Source organism: Paenibacillus ottowii (genome assembly GCF_006874425.1).
Classification (GTDB): domain Bacteria; phylum Bacillota; class Bacilli; order Paenibacillales; family Paenibacillaceae; genus Paenibacillus; species Paenibacillus ottowii.
Genome location: NZ_VIJZ01000003.1, coordinates 39,783 through 59,638, shown reverse-complemented (window position 1 = coordinate 59,638; position 19,856 = coordinate 39,783). Strand labels below are relative to the sequence as shown.

Annotated in this window: 13 protein-coding genes and 2 pseudogenes; 9 read left to right on the top strand and 6 right to left on the bottom strand. The window is 42.6% G+C overall.

Annotation, left to right across the window (positions count from 1 at the left end):
* The first annotated feature begins 172 nt into the window (after positions 1-172).
* A complete protein-coding gene (locus FKV70_RS07315; RefSeq protein ID WP_142612342.1) occupies positions 173-535 on the top strand; it encodes a BLB8/JUQZ-1 family protein in 363 nt (120 codons plus the stop codon).
* 56 nt (positions 536-591) lie between these two features.
* Here the strand turns inward: FKV70_RS07315 and FKV70_RS07310 are convergent, their stop codons facing one another.
* Both FKV70_RS07310 and FKV70_RS07305 read right to left on the bottom strand, forming a co-directional pair.
* Positions 592-1,734: a DUF4179 domain-containing protein gene (locus tag FKV70_RS07310; protein WP_142612340.1), complete on the bottom strand. Its 1,143-nt coding sequence runs from the start codon at positions 1,732-1,734 to the stop codon at positions 592-594.
* Positions 1,706-2,281 (bottom strand): RNA polymerase sigma factor, encoded by a 576-nt coding sequence (locus FKV70_RS07305; protein WP_142612338.1) that lies wholly within the window; start codon positions 2,279-2,281, stop codon positions 1,706-1,708. The genes FKV70_RS07310 and FKV70_RS07305 overlap by 29 nt, the downstream gene beginning before the upstream one ends.
* Positions 2,282-2,576: 295 nt before the next feature.
* On the opposite strand from FKV70_RS07305, the pseudogene FKV70_RS07300 reads away from it, so the two are divergent.
* Positions 2,577-3,964: pseudogene (locus FKV70_RS07300) on the top strand (DNA-binding protein).
* Positions 3,965-4,178: 214 nt separating this feature from the next.
* On the opposite strand, the pseudogene FKV70_RS27090 reads toward FKV70_RS07300, so the two are convergent.
* Positions 4,179-4,299, bottom strand: a pseudogene (locus tag FKV70_RS27090) (IS5/IS1182 family transposase); the annotation flags it as partial.
* Between the two features lie 584 nt (positions 4,300-4,883).
* On the opposite strand from FKV70_RS27090, the gene FKV70_RS07295 reads away from it, so the two are divergent.
* From FKV70_RS07295 to FKV70_RS07280, 4 genes are all read left to right on the top strand, one after another.
* Positions 4,884-6,029 (top strand): YrpD family protein, encoded by a 1,146-nt coding sequence (locus FKV70_RS07295; RefSeq protein WP_142612336.1) that lies wholly within the window; start codon positions 4,884-4,886, stop codon positions 6,027-6,029.
* Between the two features lie 48 nt (positions 6,030-6,077).
* Entirely contained in the window at positions 6,078-6,914 is an 837-nt protein-coding gene (locus FKV70_RS07290; protein ID WP_142612334.1) for a copper amine oxidase N-terminal domain-containing protein, read from the top strand.
* 559 nt (positions 6,915-7,473) lie between these two features.
* On the top strand, positions 7,474-8,895 hold the full coding sequence (locus FKV70_RS07285; protein WP_137079355.1) for a tetratricopeptide repeat protein: 1,422 nt from the start codon (positions 7,474-7,476) through the stop codon (positions 8,893-8,895).
* A 258-nt stretch (positions 8,896-9,153) separates the two neighbouring features.
* On the top strand, positions 9,154-9,381 hold the full coding sequence (locus FKV70_RS07280) for an aspartyl-phosphate phosphatase Spo0E family protein (protein WP_063212674.1): 228 nt from the start codon (positions 9,154-9,156) through the stop codon (positions 9,379-9,381).
* Between the two features lie 232 nt (positions 9,382-9,613).
* Here the strand turns inward: FKV70_RS07280 and FKV70_RS07275 are convergent, their stop codons facing one another.
* Positions 9,614-10,429, bottom strand: a complete 816-nt coding sequence (locus FKV70_RS07275; RefSeq protein ID WP_142612332.1) for a flagellar motor protein MotB — start codon at positions 10,427-10,429, stop codon at positions 9,614-9,616.
* Positions 10,413-11,240 (bottom strand): flagellar motor protein, encoded by an 828-nt coding sequence (locus FKV70_RS07270; RefSeq protein ID WP_142612330.1) that lies wholly within the window; start codon positions 11,238-11,240, stop codon positions 10,413-10,415. Before FKV70_RS07270 ends, FKV70_RS07275 begins: the two co-directional genes overlap by 17 nt.
* A 208-nt stretch (positions 11,241-11,448) precedes the next feature.
* On the opposite strand from FKV70_RS07270, the gene uvrB reads away from it, so the two are divergent.
* The 3 genes from uvrB to FKV70_RS07255 all read left to right on the top strand — a co-directional run bounded on the left by uvrB (position 11,449) and on the right by FKV70_RS07255 (position 18,087).
* Positions 11,449-13,440 (top strand): excinuclease ABC subunit UvrB, encoded by a 1,992-nt coding sequence (gene uvrB, locus FKV70_RS07265; RefSeq protein ID WP_142612328.1) that lies wholly within the window; start codon positions 11,449-11,451, stop codon positions 13,438-13,440.
* A 167-nt stretch (positions 13,441-13,607) separates the two neighbouring features.
* Entirely contained in the window at positions 13,608-16,469 is a 2,862-nt protein-coding gene (gene uvrA / locus FKV70_RS07260; protein WP_063212678.1) for an excinuclease ABC subunit UvrA, read from the top strand.
* A 406-nt stretch (positions 16,470-16,875) separates the two neighbouring features.
* Positions 16,876-18,087 carry a hypothetical protein gene (locus FKV70_RS07255; protein ID WP_142612326.1) on the top strand — a complete coding sequence of 404 codons (1,212 nt, stop codon included), beginning with the start codon at positions 16,876-16,878 and terminating at the stop codon, positions 18,085-18,087.
* 108 nt (positions 18,088-18,195) lie between these two features.
* Here FKV70_RS07255 and FKV70_RS07250 read toward each other — a convergent pair whose 3' ends face one another.
* Positions 18,196-19,821 carry a nitrite/sulfite reductase gene (locus tag FKV70_RS07250; protein WP_142612325.1) on the bottom strand — a complete coding sequence of 542 codons (1,626 nt, stop codon included), beginning with the start codon at positions 19,819-19,821 and terminating at the stop codon, positions 18,196-18,198.
* Positions 19,822-19,856 lie beyond the last annotated feature (35 nt).

Below are 19,856 nucleotides of genomic sequence, written 5' to 3'. Positions count from 1 at the left end.
ATATGTTTATTTCTATTCTTTTTGTAACACATCAAGAATTAGAATGGAATTAATTAGAAGGAAGGAGATGAAAAAAATGAAATAACTCGTATTTTGATAATGTCTACTGTCTACAATTGCTTGGAAGTCTAATGTTTAATCAGTAAAAATACTTAAAGAGGAGAAATGACAAATGAAAAGAGCGATCTTAGCACTATCAATTTCCGCGTTAGCTTTATCTTTAGGGGGAGTAGCCTCGGCTTCACCAGGAAGTTCAACAATATCTGTTGGAGCTCCAGCCACAGTAACCGTAACCTTTAGTCCTGCTAACGGAGAAAAGGCACCTATTACAAAGCAAGATACTCCCCCACTTAAATTAGGCATAGGTAGCACGTATAAAATGGATGGTTCTAACTGGATGATTTTGTATGGAAGTGATGTTGTCGAACTTCATGGAAATAAGGCTAAGATGATTGGCTATGGTTCAGCTCAGGTTGAAGCCTTTAAATCTAATGGAGACAAACTTGGAGTTTATACTTTTAAGGTTGAAAGATAGTATTTATATGCAGTGAAGGAGGTGAAGTACGCTTCACTTCCTTCACTTACTTATTTTTATGGATTAATTGGGTAAGTAATCTCCAGATCAGGGAAATACTCAATTTTCGGATTTCCATCTTTGTCTAGTTCAAATTTACTCTTATCATCCTTGTTAAAGATATTTTTGTAGACCTTTATAGTAATTGCTTTGGGGGGAGAGGTGAAAGGTTCAAAACGTGAATCATTTATCAGAACGTTTCCATCCGTAGCACTCCAACCGTTGTTGCTTATAAAATTTAGTTGCTTTCCTTTGTCATCATAAATTTCATAACTCAAAAAAGGAAGTGACGAAGAAATTTTTAAATTGTCAGGTAGCTTTATGCGAGTTGTGATGCTGGTTGTAATCGGCGTGAGCTCAATCTTTTCCAGAGTATAGTCGATGTTTTGGTACTTTCGTTTAAGAGATGGCGTAAAAGTCAGGTTATTTTTTGTGTTTTTTTCCACTGGAATTTCTATTTTGAAGGGCTGCTTGATACCAGAGACAGGCATAGAAATTGATAAATCAAACTTATCTGGGAAAGATTTGCCCCCTTGGTTGCGTAAATCTGAAAACTGTATAATTGTTGAGTTTTTATTTTTTCCAGGTATCATATATGGGTCAATAGAGTTAGTAGTGTTTGCAGGCGCATAAGAAGAGTTGATTTCTTTTCCATTAATAAAAAATATTAAGTCATCAAGTAATAAGGGTAATTCAGTGTTTAAAAATCTTTTGTCAGTGGTTTGTCGTTCTAAGGCAATGGATACACGTGTTCCATCAAACATGACCTCTGGTACGCTGAGAGTCAGTCCATCGTGAGTATCACTAAGATTTGGCTTTGATACTAGCCCTTTTTCGTCTGCTGTTTGTAAACCAAGATCACCAGCAAGCTGGAATATAGAATCAATACCTGGGATTTGTTTCAAGGAAGCAGCCATTGTTGGTGAAATAAATCCAGTACTAACGACAAGTGCAAACGCTACTACAAGTGCAGCGGAGGTTCCGAGAAAGGTATTGCGAACCCTTTTCGAACGGGAGTTAGAGCGTTTATAGTGTCTTGTTTTCATTGTATTATAGCGTTCCATAGTTCTATCAATTAAATCCACTTGGAAAGGGGTGTTCCGAATAAGCTTTTGTAAGTGCTCAATTTCTTTATCTTCCGGGTTTAAATGAGTGCTCAATTTGTTTTCCTCCCTTTTCATTGTAGTTGATTAGCTTTTTACGGAGTCGCTCATATCTTTTTCGGATCGTGGACGATTTTAGCCCCATAATTGTAGCAATCTCTTCGTAGTTGTAATCCTCAAGCGAACGTAATAATAAAATCTGGCGATCTTTTAATGTTAGCTGATCCAGTAACTCGTGGATTAAATTTGTATATTCGTATATTGGCTGTTGCTTTAGGTTCAGTTTGTACTGAATGAAGGATTTGAATGTTCTAGCCTTTCTTTTTAATAAGTCAGTACAGTGGTTTTGAGCGATTTTATAAAGCCAAGCTGAAAAAGAGACGGTAGGTACAAAATGATGTATATGTTCTAGCCCTCTAATGAATATTTCTTGAGCAGCATCTTCCGCTTCTTCCCGATTTTTAAGTAAATAGTAGCAGTATAAAAAGATCTGTTGTTGATAGCGCCGTATGATATGTGTGTATGCTTGCTTGTCGCCTGCTTGGACCTGCTCTATGACAAGATTGATATCTGCGTTTTGAGTATCTGTATTTAGTTTTTCCATTAACGTCCCTCCCTTCTGCCTATATAACTGAAAAAGATATGCATTTGTGACATTCAAATAAAAAAACTTGAAGTTTGCTTTTAATCGTTCTCCAGATGTATCTCATTCAGCTTTCAATTATCACGGAATTCGTAAAAAAAAGGCTTCCTTCTAAGGCATCATAAAATAAAATGACTTTATAGACCATATATTTCACTATTTTAATTATTTTGTAATGAAATGAAGTTCTTACGACCGAAAACACATGTTAAGTATGACTTACGATACATCTGCAACTATATTGAGGGGGATTGAAATGGAACATACACCTACGATCCGCTCGACGATAGAGACCGAACTAAAGCAAAGAGGATATACATTAGTAAAATATCAGGTATTAATCGTGGTACATTTAGCACCATGCTGAACAGTAACCCACCCAAGCCAATCTCCGTTCGGCAGATGGACTTGATTACTAAGGCATTAGGATATCCAGAAGGCTGGCTGTATGAGCTGTACATAGATGAATGCTTTCACGAGGGGAAAGGGCACTGGAAACGGATCAAACCTTTTTTATTGCGTTGTGTAGAGTTGGGGAGGAAGGAGTGTATTCAAAGGGTATTGTCGAGACTAACGGAGGACTTGTCCTATGTGTCGACGGTATTTGAGTTTGCAGAAGAACTGCATGAAGGTGGGAAGGAAAACGAAGCTGTCCCTTTTTACGAGTGTGTAATAGAGAACGAAAGATATTACCACGCTGAGCGGTTGGCTATTAGTCAATACAGATTGTTTTGTAACTCTCTGAATACTGACTTGGATAATAATCGTCAAGCAGCTATAAAGTTTGCTCCGTTTCGAAGAAACCTTCCCGATAATTACCAATTAGATGCATTATTAAAATTGGCTAATGCCTATTTTCAACTTGATGATTGTGAGACGGTTATACAGTATGCTGAGGAACTAAGAGTACTAGCTACGAATATCTATCAACAGCAGGTCAGAGAAAAATTGAAGAGTCGTGAAGTTAAGCCACTAAACACAGAAAGGCGTCTAATCGTGTATTATGGTCAATCCTTTTTATTGAAAGGAAATGCCTACGAGAAACAAGGGTCATATCAAAAGGCCCTGGATTTTATTCCTTATTACGCAGATTTAACTGGTTTTGAAGGGCTGGACGATATAGGGAGGATAGAGGCAGAAAAGTTTAAAATGTGGGCGAAAGCAAACAAGTTAAGTCTGGAAATTCTAATGGGGAAAATGGAAAGTTTACCAGCCTATGTTGAGCTTCTTAGGAATAATCCACAAGAGATATTACACGGGTTATTGACTATTGTTGAGTCAGCTAATGCCTACAATTATCCAATAGATGAAATCTTAATTCTCTTTGCTGAAAAAGTTGATAAATTCAAAGAATTAAATACCAATATTTCTTATTATCATACGAATTATAATCTGATCACCTATTCTCGTTTTTTTCTTGAACTTAGTCGCTATTATTTCAATAATGGAGCTTATTTGAAAGCCATGGATGCTATGTTGAAAAGCTTCAAAGCATCTTCTCAACTGAATGATAAAGCCTACTATATCAAGTCTATTACATTATTATTTGAAAAGTATAAAGATCATTCTACGAACGTACAACGGGAGGAATATGAAAAATTACTTGAAGAAGTACAGCATAATGTAAACCAGATGATTCCTTAAACCACAAAAAAGATTAGGTACTTTTTTACTTATTAACCGTGCGCAAAGTCAAAAAAGCCTTAAACATGTTCGCTGTTTTTTCATAGCGTGTGGCCAGACGTAGATAGTTCTTCACTTTGTTGAAAAACATTCAATCAAGTGTCGCTCTTTATAGGTTTCTGGATCCTAAGAGCGTTTCACCCGTCAATTGCGTTTGCTTGGAATAAAAAGCCTAAGCGTCCACGACAGCATGAATTTGGGTCGTTAACCCCTGCGGGAGCGTCCTATGACTTGCTTGTCTTGCTCCCTTTTGCGCCCGCTCCATGTTGGTGGACGCGGACAATGGTGAAATCAATCATGATTTGATCCCAATCAGGCTCTATGGCAACATGTTTCAAAAATTTATCTCTGATATTTGCTAGCGCCAGAAAAAGCTGTAGACGAAAAGCCATTGGGCACATAATAGTCCGGTAAATCTCGCCATGGCGCTCCGGTTCGAGCGACCTAGAGTACGGTATTCAGCATGTGACGCAGCCTATAAGCGGGCGTACACCTTATTTTTTCCAGTTGGGGGCAAAGAAGAGTCCATTTCTTCGTAAGTTAACTCGTATTTACGTCATATAGGTCTTGTTTTACTGAATTTCTATGTGTTGTACAGTTTGCGTACAGACCCTGAGCAGAATGTATATAGAGAGTTACGTAGTAAAAATATAATTCTAAAAAGGAAGAAAAAAATCATTATTACCCTTTTTATTGACTGTTATCGCTACACTGACTCTCAATTATTCAATTTTGTAGGATTAGTGGTAAATATAATAAAATCTTGATTTAATATATATCTTTTCGCATAATAGATTTGCGTGAGAAATTCCAAAAAAAGGATCATAGTGTTTTTTTATGAAATTGTAAAGACAAAAAATTTAAGGGAGATGAATGGATTTTGAAGGTCAAGAGTTTATGTACGTGTGTTGTTGTAGGCATGCTTTCGTTATCGCTAACTTGTTCAGCAGGTGCAGTTTCACTCCAAAATGAACAGTTAATCAATCCGTCGATGACTAGTTCAGATAATGCTATTTTGAGCGACATCATCAACTCGCTGGACCCCGATGACAGAGGAAACGTTACATACATAGACGAAACGGGCAAAGTGCTGGTTAACAAGGAAAGTTTAAGACAGGAAGTCATCCCCCTGGAACCTGTGAGTCTGGTTACGTATAAGAACTCGGATTCATCCCTTACATCCATAACTGACATTACGTACAAAGATAATATGTCTCTCACTTCCGTTACTGACACTACGTATAAAAGTAATAGGTATAAAGATTCGACGGGGGATTTATATACTTTACCCGTATTACAGCCTAAACCGGCGTGTATGGGAAATCACTCCGTAACACCAATGGATTTTAGCACTAACTCCGCAAGCTTCCCTGAATGTCGAGATCATAGAAACGGGCCTTATCGTTCGGTATGGTCACATATAGGGTTTGCATGGGCTAGTACAGTAGTTCATTTACCAACTGCTAGAGAGATTCGTGATAATAATAGTGGTTATAATGGAAGTACTGGATTTATCTATATGGGTGGTTGGAGTAACACCAATATGGCGGTTGATGTTGGTTTACAGCATAGTACAAAATATAATGACTGGGCTCCTTTCATGCTCATTGAAGGTGAAAAGAACCCTTATACTTTTAAGCCACGCTTTGATCCTGATCAGGAAGTACGAATGAAATTTTATGTTCCTTCTGACGGTAATATTGCCTTGACTTTAACAGGTTATGCAGACGGTGAAAAGATAACTAGAACCTATGTTGAGTCGGCCCCAGGTTGGACTGCGACTGGTAATGGTAACCTTATCAAAAGAACGACAAGTATAGGCCAGATACAAGATCGACAAGACTATAATGATGGTTCTTACATCAGAAGAGTTCGTTGGTCTACATCCTATATTGGTACAAATTCAGAAGATAATATCCCTTGGCGAAACAGTCAAACCTATGATTATTGTTCTATGCCACGGAGTAAAGTTGTAGTGGATTACGTACACGGAGGAGAGGAAACAGATAATATATTTTTAGATTGAATTCCGTGAGGGGCTGCTAGCCCCTCTCTTTTAAGGAGGATTTTTTTTATGGGAAAGATTTTGTTCAGAATTATGCTTATAGGTGCATTGTTACTTTGTTTTTCTCTACCCTATACAGGAAAAATGTCAGCTCAGAGTATAGCTCCAAGTTCACCATTTTTGAAGATTAACAATTACTATGTCTTGTTCACAGCTCCTAAAGCCCCTTATATTGATCACAATAATCGTTATATGGTGCCTTTGAGATCCATTAATGATTTGTTGGGGGGGCAGACTATGTTTAACCCAACTTCTAATACGGCCACAATTAAGTTCGGAACACACAAAGTTGAGTTTAAAATGAACTCCACTGAGATTGTTACCGACTCGAGCACGTCCGTGATGGATACCGTCCCTGTACTTTATAAAAATGCGATGTTTGTCCCTTTAGGTGTACTTACTAAGCACTTAGACATACACCAGGAATGGGACCAGCAAAATAAACTGTATTCCCTCTCCGGGAAAGAATTAATGAGGACGCCTATGATGGAGAATGTAGAAGATTTGGATCATTTTAGAGAACAAGTGGATAATGAAAGTGCATTTCAGTTGTTATCGTACAAATTGGTCATGGGGGAAAAAATACATCTGGACATTACAGCTAAGAATATTACTGGGAAAAGGATTAGTGAGGGCATTGAAGATTTAAATACCACTTTTATTTTTTCTGACGATAGCACGGCCGGGGAAAATAGAAATCGCAAAAGACCCAGTATAGATAAGGATGAAATTGTAACTCGCGAATATGACATAGATTATGTGAGAACAATAGAGAATAAGAAAATTATCAAACATGAGCTGTCCTACGTTCTCTTTAAGGGCCGAACGCTAAAGACTCACAAGTAAAAAAGTACTTTTACTTGCAGAGTGGTGATTAGAGTAAAGCTGATCCTTTCTGGGGTCAGCTTTACTGATTAATATTAGCTTGTGAATTTCAAAATTCTCACGCTCATAAAAAAACTCAACCTACTTTGTTATCAATAAGGATCTGTACGCAAACTTGTACAACACATAGAAATTTAGTGAAATAAGGTACATGAGACGAAGATACGAGTTAACTGACGAAGAATGGACTGTCCTTGTGTAATACCATGTAATTTTCGAAATTGGCGGATTTTCGTTCCTAGTAGTTCGTTGTTTCCATAGACATCCACGCTCCTATAGTATGAGTGTAGACAAAAGGTGGATTAAGCGTGAAGGTAATTAAATTGCCGTAATTTAATTAATTTTTAGTCCTTGTGAGGATTATTTTAATTAATAACATCAAATTCCATAATATTATAAAATAGTGTAGAAAAGGGGTTGACCATTATCCAAAATATTCATATAATTTCTAGTATATTGTAATTGATTGTCGAGGAGGGTGATTTTTTAAAATCATCTGAATACGCCGGGGGTGTTTTTATTGGAAAATACAACCACGATTCGTTCGGAAATTGAGAAAGAATTAAAACTTGGTGGCTACACTTTTAATAGTTTTGGACAAGCTACGGGACTTAACCGGGGCATTTTTAGTGCTATGCTTAACGGAAATCCACCTAAACCTATCTCCGTACGACAAATGGACTTGATTACTAAAGCGCTTAATTATCCAGAGGGCTGGCTATATGACCTATATGTTGATGAATGTTTTTATGATGGAAGACCACATTGGAAAAGAGTTAAGCCATTCCTTATACGTTGTGTAGAAATAGGAAATCTGAGGTGTGTAGAGAAAGTACTATCCCGATTAATGGAGGATCTTAACCATATTCCAACAATCTTTGCTTTGGCAGAGGAGCTTTATGAGGAAGGGAAACTACAAGAGGCAATTCCTTTTTATGAATGTGTAGTTGAAAATGAAAAGTACCAACACTCTGAGAGATTGGCAATCAGTCATTATAAACTGTTTGTTGCTTCTATAGGTCAAGATTTAGAAAGGAACTTAGAAGCGGTTTTAAGATTCATCCCCTATCGTAACAGACTCCCTGAAAATTATCATTTGGATGCTTTGTTGAAATTGGCTAATATCTACTTTAGTCTTCATCAATGGAAAGAGGTAGAGAGGTATGCTGACGAGCTACGTAACTTAGCAACAACTGTGTATAAAAATGAGATTCAAAAACGAAAAAATATAAATAAGTATAGACAATTAGAGACTGAAAGACCACTTGTAGTTTACTATGGGCAAGGTTATTTACTTAAAGGCAATGCTTTGGAACTACAAGGAATGTATGAAAAGGCAATGGAATATATTGATGGCTATGCTGATTTAGGCTGGTTTGAAGGACTGGACGAATTAGGTTTAGAAGAAGTTGAACTACTTAAATTATGGGCAGAAGCAAATAAACTTAATTTAAAGGTTTTAATGGGTGAAAAGGGAAGTTTACTTTCGTATGTTAATTTCCTTAAAAAAAATCCCCTTGAAGTATTGCCTGGCTTGCTTACTATTGTTGAGTCTGCTATTAAACATAAATTTAGCATTGATGCCGTACTTTCAGAATTTTCAGAGGATATTAGAGTTTTTAATGATAGTTTCTCTTTGGATAGTGGTTATTATCAGCTAGCACCGACTGTAGATAGATATGCTGATTTACATTATAAACTAGCAATTTACTATTTAGGCAATGAAAAAATCGATCAAGGTCTTGATTCTATTTTAGAAAGCCTAAAGTTTTATAAAAATATTAATAATAAAACAAAATTTGTGGAATGTGTTGCTTTGTTCGAAAAGTTCAGAAAAGACTCCACATCTCAGCATAGAAAGAATTATGAATTTATAATGGAGGAGATATTAGATGATGAAAAAATTAACGATGTTCTCCTTGTTGGCACTAAGTCTAATTAGCTTTGTTAGTTTTGAAGAATCGATTAATGCTAATGTGGATCTATTCGGACATGGTAACGGGAACTATAGCACTTATGGGCATGGAAATGGACATTAAAGAAATAGAGATTGTATTTCTAAAGCCAATTCATTTGGATTGGCTTTTTTGATGCATTCCGTTAAAGGGATGAAATGGGTTTTATTATATTTTTAACCTGCGGGGAAGGTATCAGCTTGTAAACTAATGTAAATACCACACCGAACAGGAGGTTTATTGATGTGAAATGGCAAGAATTGGAGGAGTGCATCGAAGAAAAGCGAAAAGAATTAAATGATTTGGCGAAAGAGGTGGGTTTGAAGGATCGACGGGTGCTGACCAAGTCTATGGAGTTGGATCGACTCCTTAATAAGTACAGCGATTGGAAATATAGCTATCGTAGACAACAGAGCGTATCCCAAAGTTCACAGATTCAAGAGAAGCAACACGAGCTCGTCCTATCTTATTAGCATCAAGCACCATGACAAGATAAAATCTAACCTCCCCTTGGCTTCTAATACATAGTGAGATATAGCATAAACAAAATCATCTCTATTGCATCTTGTACGCCGCCCTTATCCACATTGTTCGTACAGTTTATTGTTCTGCGTCTACATCAGAGCGGAAGCCACGTAACATGATGATACGTTTTAAAAAAACCTCCCTATCACGTTATTGCGTGATTCGGGAGGTTTTTGGGTTTTACTGCTGTAGCTGACGCAGCACAGTGATTTCGACACGGCGGTTTTTTTGTCGCCCTGCTTCGGTGCTATTGTCACCAACCGGACGGGTATCTGCATAACCCGCATACTGGAAACCTGAGGGGGATAGCTGCTCCCGGTCGATAAAGAATCGGAGTACAGACAGTGCCCGAGCGCCGGAAAGCTCCCAGTTGTCCTTGTAGGTCGATGAGTTAGAGGAACGCGTGAATGGAATGTTGTCCGTATGGCCCTCGATGCTAATCGGTGTTTTCAAATCTCGAAACAGACTGGCTAATTTGGATAGCGTGTTCGCCGAACCCTGCTTGAGTGCCGCTCTGCCTTGGTCAAATAGAAAGCGGTCATTCAGCGTAATGACAATGCCACGCGGTTGGTCGGATACGAAAATCTGGTTTTGCAGCTTGTTGTCTGTAATATATTCCTGGATGACACCCATCAGGTTTTGCAGCTCTTGTTCCTGCTTGCGAAAGGCTTGTTCACGCTCGGTGAGCTTGGTTGATCCAGCTTCCTTTTTATTAGAGGCCGGTTGCTTGGTCGCAGGTGGATTCTTGCTGGTATAACGATCGGCAGTTCCCGTAATGCCCGAGCCTTGCTCCAGTATAGAATCTCCCTTGTGGAACGTATCCTGGAGGGATTGAACAACGACGTCGTATTTTTTAGCATCCAGACTGCTCATGGCATACATCACGACGAAAAAAATGAGCAGCAGGGTGATCAGATCGGCATAGGTGATCATCCACCGGTCTCGTTGGTCTCCACCACCGCCTTGACGCCCACGGCGCTTAGCGCGCATTCTCATGGAAGTCCTCCTTTGGAGAAGCGCTCTCTGTAGGTGAGCGACGAGGCAGTTTACGATCTATATTTTGCTCCGAGCGGATAAAGAACTCCAGTTTTTTGCGTACAAGCTTAGGATTTTCTCCATTTTGAATAGCTAGAATACCTTGCAGCAGCAAATCCATCGTAATTATTTCGCTTTCACTGGCTGCTCTTATTTTGGACGCGATGGGCAAAAAGATCAGATTGGCGCTAGCAACGCCGTAAAGTGTTGCGATAAAAGCCACAGCAATCGAAGGGCCGAGCGCAGTCGGCTCGGTCAGGCTGCCCAGTACATGGATCAGACCCATGACCGTACCGATAATCCCCATTGTAGGAGCATAGCCGCCTGCCGATTCAAATATTTTGGCGTAACCCTCATGTTTGTGCCCAATCGCATCTAATTCCAGTTCTAAAATTTGCTTGATCTGCTCCTGTTCGGTGCCGTCAATGACTAGTTGAAGACCTTCACGCAAAAATGCATTCGGATGCTCAGAAGATATGCGTTCTAACGCAAGCACACCCGATCGGCGGGAAGTGGCAGCCATGGAAACCAAATCTTCTATATATTGCTCCGTAGGATTATCCTCACGACTAAAAGCCATCCGCAGAGCGGTAGGTATAGTTTTCAGCTTGGAGGCAGGGTAGCTGATCACAACGGCGGCGAAGGTTCCGCCAAATACGATCAGAGCTGATGTCCCTTGAAGCAGCCCTGTAAATTGGCCGCCTTCCCATAAGAAGCCACCGATTAATGCTATAATTCCGGCGATGATGCCCAATACGATGGTGATATCCAAAATTTAATTCACTCCTATTCAAGACTTATCGTTTGCATCCACGGTTAGAAAGAGGTATAATACGGGAACAAACATTCTTATTCAACCATATTTCCCAAGTATCATTGCTCGGGAAATATCGACATAGAATTACAGGCAAAGACGTTAAAGCTCGATTGGTGTAAAAACATGATGTTTTCATTTTAGACGATAAGGGTGATGCAGGGCAATGAGTGATATCGTTGTTAGCGATAAGACTTTTGAAATTCAGTCGGAATTCCAACCTCAGGGCGATCAACCCCAGGCCATTTTCGAATTGGTAGAGGGAATTGCAGAAGGAAAGAAGCATCAAACTCTATTAGGTGCTACGGGAACAGGTAAGACCTTTACCATCGCTCAGACCATTGCCAAGCTGAATCGGCCTACGCTAGTTATTGCGCATAATAAGACTTTGGCCGCTCAACTGGCAAGTGAGTTTAAAGAATTCTTTCCAAACAACTCGGTCGATTATTTTGTCAGCTACTATGATTACTACCAACCGGAGGCGTACATCCCTTCCTCCGATACGTATATCGAGAAGGATTCCAGCATCAATGAGGAGATTGACAAACTTCGCCACTCGGCCACAAGCTCTCTGTTTGAGCGTCGTGACGTGATTATTGTAGCGAGTGTCTCTTGCATTTATGGTTTGGGTTCCCCGAAAGAATATTCAAGCTTGCTGCTCTCGCTTAGAGTCGGCATGGAGAAACCCCGCAATCAGATTTTGTCCCGCTTGGTCGATATTCAATATCAGCGGAACGATATCAACTTCGTGCGGGGTACTTTCCGTGTACGGGGGGATGTTGTTGAGATATTCCCGGCTTCCCATGGAGAAAATGCGATACGGGTAGAACTGTTCGGAGATGAAATTGAACGGATCACCGAGATTAATGTGCTTACAGGTGAGTTGATCGGTGAACGTGAGCATATTGCCATTTTCCCGGCGTCTCACTTCGTTACCCATGAGGATACGATGAGGGTAGCACTGGTCAATATCGAACGTGAACTGGAAGAGCGGTTAGCAGAGCTGAAGGAGCAAGGGAAGCTGCTGGAGGCACAACGTTTGGAGCAACGTACCCGCTATGATATCGAGATGATGAGAGAGGTTGGCTTTTGTTCCGGTGTCGAAAACTACTCGGGTCCACTGACATTCCGCGAGCGCGGAGCGACACCTTATACACTGTTGGATTATTTCCCAGATGATATGCTGATCGTCATCGACGAATCTCATGTTACATTGCCGCAAATTCGTGCGATGTATAATGGAGACCAAGCGCGTAAAAACGTACTCGTTGAACATGGGTTTCGTCTGCCATCTGCACTCGATAACCGTCCGTTGAAGTTTGAGGAATTTGAGGACAAAGTAAATCAGATTATCTATGTATCGGCTACTCCAGGTCCGTATGAGATGGAGAAATGCGATACGATGGTACAGCAGATTATCCGTCCTACAGGTCTTCTTGATCCTCTTATTGAGGTGCGTCCGAGCAAAGGGCAGATTGACGATCTCATTAATGAAATACGGCAGCGCATAGAACGTGAAGAACGGGTGCTGGTCACTACACTCACGAAGAAAATGGCTGAAGATTTGACGGACTACTTAAAAGAAGTGGGCATCAAGGTTCGGTATATGCACTCTGAGATTAAGACGTTGGAGCGGATGGCGATTTTGCGGGATCTTCGTCTCGGAACCTTCGATGTGCTGATCGGGATCAATCTGTTGCGGGAAGGCCTTGATTTGCCGGAAGTATCGCTGGTTGCGATTTTGGATGCGGACAAAGAAGGCTTCCTGCGTTCTGAGCGCTCTCTGATTCAGACGATCGGACGGGCCGCACGGAATAGTGATGGTCGTGTTATTATGTATGGCGATAAGATTACCGATTCTATGGATAAAGCGATCAAGGAAACGGAACGGCGCCGTGAAATTCAAATTCAATACAATGAAGAACATGGAATTACCCCGCAAACCATCCGTAAAAAGATCCGTGATGTCATTGAAGCAACCAAGACGGCAGAATCCAAGAATGATTACCTTCCTAATGAGACGGGTAAACTTTCCAAGAAGGAGCGTCAATCCCTCATTCAGCGCCTAGAAGCAGAAATGAAGGACGCGGCCAAAAATCTACAGTTCGAGCGGGCCGCCGAGCTGCGTGATGCTTTGCTGGAGCTGCGGGCTGACTAAACATCGAGAATAGGATAGAAGCACAACATATTGATCATAGAATGTTTGATTGCTTTAAAGATAGTGAGGACGGCCGATGTGGTCGTTCTCTTTGCGATATATCACTTCCATCGAATAATCCCATGCGGTATAGGATGACGTGAACTACGGCTAAGGAGATGAAACATTTGGCGAATGAAAGCATCATCATCAAAGGCGCACGGGCGCATAATCTCAAAAATATTGACGTGACGATCCCACGGGACAAGTTTGTCGTCCTGACAGGGCTTAGCGGCTCAGGTAAATCATCACTGGCTTTCGATACGATCTATGCGGAAGGACAGCGGCGGTACGTGGAATCTTTATCTGCATATGCCCGTCAATTCCTCGGACAAATGGAGAAACCGGACGTTGATTCGATTGACGGTCTGTCTCCTGCGATTTCTATTGATCAAAAAACGACAAGTCGAAATCCACGTTCTACGGTCGGAACAGTTACCGAAATCTATGACTACCTGCGGCTGTTATTTGCCCGCGTAGGTCATCCTCATTGTCCTGAACATGGCATTGAAATCACTTCACAGACCGTCGAACAGATGGTAGACCGCATTTTGCAGTATCCTGAAAAGACACGGCTGCAAATCCTGGCTCCATTGGTATCTGGTCGCAAAGGTGAGCATAAGACACTGTTCACTGATATAGCCAAGCAGGGCTTTGTGCGGGTACGGGTGAATGGCGAACTGCGTGAATTGTCTGAGAAGATTGAGCTGGAGAAGAACAAGAAGCACTCGATTGAAGTGGTTGTAGACCGGATCGTAGTCAAGGAGGATGTGCGTGCGCGTCTGTCCGACTCGATTGAGACGGCACTGAATCTTTCAGGCGGACAGTTGCTTGTAGACATTATAGGGCAAGAGGAGTTGCGATTTAGCTCCAACTTTGCATGTCCGATTTGCGGTTTTAGCATAGATGAGCTGTCTCCACGAATGTTTTCTTTTAATAGTCCGTTCGGCGCTTGTCCGGATTGTGATGGGTTAGGCGTTAAAATGGTCGTTGACCCTGATCTGCTCATACCCGATCCAGAAAAAAGTGTGGAAGATGGGGCGTTCCAGGCATGGAGTGGAGGAACTTCCACTTATTATCCTCAGTTTTTACAGTCGGTATGCGAACACTACGGTATTCCGCAGGACATTCCTGTAAGCCAATTAACTTCAGAGCAAATGAATCTTATCTTACATGGAACAGGTGACCAGAAAATCCGTTTCCGCTATGAAAATGATTTTGGTCAACGTAAGGAAGCCTATGTGACCTTTGAGGGCATCATCCCGAATCTGGAGCGTCGTTACCGGGATACCGCTTCTGAGGGAATACGAGAGTTTATTGAAGGCTTTATGAGTGCAAAGCCATGTAACACTTGTAAGGGACACCGACTGAAAAAAGAAAGCTTGTCGGTAACCATTCAAGAGCGCAATATCGCTTATGTGACCGCTTTGTCTGTCGGGGAGGCGTCTCACTTTTTCCACACACTGGAGCTGAGTGAGAAAGAGCAGTCGATTGCCAATCTCATTTTAAAGGAAATTAACAGTCGACTCGGATTTCTTGTGAACGTTGGTCTGGAATACCTGACTTTAAGCCGTGCAGCAGGTACGTTGTCCGGTGGGGAGGCACAGCGTATTCGACTGGCGACACAGATCGGGTCCAGCCTGATGGGTGTGCTTTATATTTTGGACGAGCCAAGTATTGGGCTGCATCAGCGTGATAATGACCGTCTGATTAGTGCATTGGAACATATGCGGAATCTAGGCAATACGTTGATCGTGGTGGAGCATGACGAAGATACGATGATGGCGGCGGACTATATCATTGATATTGGGCCAGGAGCCGGGATTCACGGCGGGATGATCATGTCGCAGGGGACACCGCAGGAAGTTATGGAAGATCCGAACTCCCTGACTGGGCAATATTTGAGCGGCCGCAAGTTTATTCCGGTCAATACCGAGCGGCGCAAGCCTGCGGATAAGTGGCTGGAGGTCCGCGGAGCCAAGGAGAACAATCTCAAAAATGTGAATGTCAAAATTCCATTGGGCGTGTTCACGGCTGTCACTGGCGTATCCGGGTCTGGAAAATCGACGCTGGTCAACGAAATTTTATACAAAACGTTGGCGCGTGATCTGAACCGTGCGAGAGTACGCCCAGGGCAACATAAAGAAATACGTGGGTTAGAGCATATCGAAAAGGTTGTTGAGATTGATCAATCGCCGATTGGCCGTACACCGCGTTCCAATCCTGCAACATATACCGGAGTGTTTGACGATATCCGTGACTTATTCTCTCAGACAAACGAGGCTAAAGTTCGAGGCTATAAGAAAGGCCGGTTTAGTTTTAACGTTAAGGGAGGCCGATGTGAATCTTGCAGAGGCGACGGCATCATCAAGATTGAGATGCACTTTTTGCCAGATGTGTATGTACCCTGTGAAGTGTGCAAAGGAAAACGTTATAATCGGGAGACCCTTGAGGTTAAGTATAAAGGGAAGAGTATTGCTGATGTGCTCGAAATGACGGTAGAGGATGCGACAGCATTCTTTGAAAACATTCCGAAGATTCATCGCAAGATTCAGACATTGATGGATGTGGGTTTGGGGTATATCAAGCTGGGTCAACCAGCGACTACCTTGTCCGGTGGTGAAGCACAGCGTGTGAAGCTGGCTTCCGAACTGTATCGTCGCAGCACAGGCAAAACCATTTATATTTTGGATGAACCGACAACTGGTCTGCATGTTCACGATATTGACCGATTGTTGACCGTGCTGCATCGTTTGGTTGATTCAGGCGAGACCGTACTGGTTATTGAGCATAATCTAGATGTAATTAAAACAGCCGATTTCCTGATTGATCTGGGGCCTGAAGGCGGAAGCGGCGGTGGAACGATCCTGGCTACCGGGACACCAGAACAACTCGTAAAAGTCGAGGAATCCTATACAGGCCGATACTTAAAGCCGATCCTTGAACGGGATACACAGCGCAGCCAAGCGCTTCAGACCGTCGATCTATAGATACAGTTTTAACGTACATGTTGATGCCCTGCACAGACAGGAGGCAAAATACGATAAGCGTATTTGTGCCTTCCCGTTGGCAGGGTTTATTTTTTTTGTAAAAAAAGAAAACTTTTATTAAATTCCTGCGTTAAAGCATGTGACACATAGTTTACCAAGCGCTGGAATAATAAATCTATAGGTATATCATCGCCAAAAAGTCTCTGAGTAATCTCTACATTTTAGAGTTTTGGATGTTTAGGCTCGGGCTTGAAGAGGTTAATATATAACTTATGATTATCTAGCATCATACGAAGTTCCGTGCCCACGTGACAACCATTACTAGTTGAAACGAACCGTTTATAGTCAGATCACATCTAAGGTTTATACCACATCTCTGAGGAAGTCATGAAGGGAGCTGGAACGTTTGAAGATGAAGCAAAGTAAAGTTCTACGTACACGTGTATACTCATGGGCAGCAGGAGTCACTTTAGCGGCATGTTTGTTGGGGTATAATGCAGCACCATCCTATGCATCCGAGGTGTCCGAGGCGTATGCGCCCATACAAGCCGAGATTGAAACCAGTGCAGCAATTGGCAGCATTAAGGATTCAGAGAGCGCTCACAATTACATTCAGCCTACAGCAAAGGGTGGGTTCTTAATGCTGAACGTCGAAGACGATACAGCAGCAAGTGTAGTACACGTCACCTATGGCAAGCTGGACAGTTCTCTGGAGACTGTGTGGAAACACCAGCAAGACCTGAGCGTACAGCCAGGAACAAGTAGCAGGGGAGTCCAACAGGAGACGTCAGATGGTGGCTTGCTTTTTCTGCTTGATTATACCGAACCGAACGGAATGCGAGATGTACACGCTTCACGATTAGACTCGGATGGAAACCCCTTATGGTCCAAAATATTACCAACTGATGGTTTGATATCTCATGGACAGGATGCTCAGGTAGGTTTGGAGACCCTGGAGGATGGCAGTTTTCTAGTCTCCTATCTGAACCTTTCAGAGCAGTCCTTCACTGTACTCAAATACACTGAAACTGGCGATCTTTTATGGAATCGAACGACAACCGGAGTGACCTCGGGTTGGCTGGTTGGCAGTCACAATGGATATTATGCGCTTTTGAACAGCTCAGATGGCCCTGTGGGGGTACAAGCCGATGTGTATGGTCGCAATATCCGGGATGTCCATCTGGACTTAGGAGCAGGTAAAGAAATTGCTGCAGTACGCGAGTTGCCCGGCGGTCATATCGCTGTAACAGGGCTTAAAGGAAACAGCAAGCGTACCCAGGTGTTAAGTAATGGTCTCCAATTGTTTAGTAACACAGAGGACTATGCGGCTGACCGGGTGTATCTGCCTGAAGAGCAGTTGTATGTCCAGTTCATTGACCAATACGATCCACTGGGTAAAACGTCGAAGATGCATGGCATCACCATCACAGGCTTAAAAGGAAACGGTACGAAGGTATGGGAAACGAAGACTCATTATAAGGAAGATAACTCCTTCGCCATCCGATACGATACGGGATTGATATACAAGATACCCTCAGGCTATGCGGTGGTGACATCTACAACAGGCGTTCAGAAGCCAACAGTACTCGATTTTGGGAAAATATTGATACCGGAGTAATCCGGTATCTTTTTTTATGCAATTTAAGAAGCAGGTATGGGATGGTATATGCATAAGAAACAGCCTGCTTGTATATGAGATACAAGCAGGCTGTTAACGGGTGTTACCTTAGGATGCAACGTGACTGGACTGCAGAATAGCAGACAGCTTTTCCTGGAAAGACGGAATGCCTACACGCTGGACATACGCATAAAAGCTTTCGCCAGCAAGCCTGTTTTCTTTGTAGAACAGAATGAGCTCTGCCAACACCGGACCAACCTGATCACCGCGTACGCGGCCTTTGAGTGCCTTGTTGAACTGGGCACCCGCACCAAGCGCCCCGCCGACAGCGATATCGAACGCGTCAACCATGCCTTCTGGTGTCTTAAGGAGCGAGCCTTGCAGTCCAATGTCTGCAATATGCTTTTGACCGCAGGAATTCGGGCAGCCGATAAAATGGATGCGTATCTTTTCATCCAATTGCACGTGCTCATCTAAATACTCGGCAACGTCAACCGCGCGCTTTTTCGTTTCCACAATCGCCAGATTGCAAAACTCATTGCCTGTGCACGATACGGTACGGCTCATAAAATGCTTGGGTCGTGGTGTCAGGCGTTGCAGGACTGGAGCCTCTAGTAGCTCATCCACTTGGTCATCAGGCACACCGCTCAGCAAAATATTTTGCGACATCGTGGTACGAATCTGTCCATCGCCGTAGCGGTCAGCCAGGTCGGCTAGTTCATGCAACTCGTCAGCACTGAGGCGACCGACAGGCACATTCAGACCGACATAGTTCAGACCTTCTTGGGCTTGAGGATGCACACCATCAAAATAGGCGGCTTGCCAGCCGATGGTTTTATCTTCCCCTCGTCCCGGCATTTCGCCGGTGTACTCGGTGAGTTTGGCCAGAAATTTGTCTGGCCCCCAATCGGCCACGAGAAATTTCAGACGGGCATGGTGTCGTTTTTCCCGATAGCCGTAATCCCGGAAGATGGTGGTAACAGCAATAGCAACCTTCAGTACTTCCTCAGGACGGACAAACAAGTCCAGTGGATGTGCCAAATGCGGCTTGGCGGATAATCCACCGCCAACCATCACATGGAAGCCAACGACTTCTTTTCCGTCAAGGATCTTGGTCGCCGGTATGAAGGACAAGTCGTTAATTTCAGCTTGTGCATTGTTGTACGTATTACTGGAGATGGACATTTTGTATTTGCGTGGAAGATTGGAAAAATCGCGATTCAACAAGAAGAAGCGGTTTACTTCATCTACAATCTCCTGAGTGTCTATCAGTTCATTAGGATCAATGCCAGCCAGCGGATTGCCGACAATGGTACGCGGGCAGTCTCCACAGGCTTCAAAGGAATACAAATCGACTTTTTCCAGTCGTTCGAAAATATCTGGCAAGCTTTCAACGGTCAGCCAGTGAAATTGAATAGCCTGACGGGTGGTGACATCCACCAGGCCGCGCCCGTACAGTGCGGAGATGTCCGCTAAGGCACGTGCCTGTGCTGAAGTCATAATCCCTGTGTTGATGCGGACACGCATCATGAAATGGCCATCCTTAGGCTTTTGCTGGTAAACCCCGGCCCATTTGAATCGGTCCATATCGTCCGCAGTGATCGAGTCATAGCCTTTGTGTGCATAGCTTTCAATGATGGTGCGTATAACGTCGAGACCGTCCTTTTCCAGCTTGACTAGCTCAAACTTGTTAAGCTTATCGGGATGAGCATTCCAGATTGGTTCATAGGCCATCCTTTTTTAACCTCCTTCAGGTGCTTATTTATACT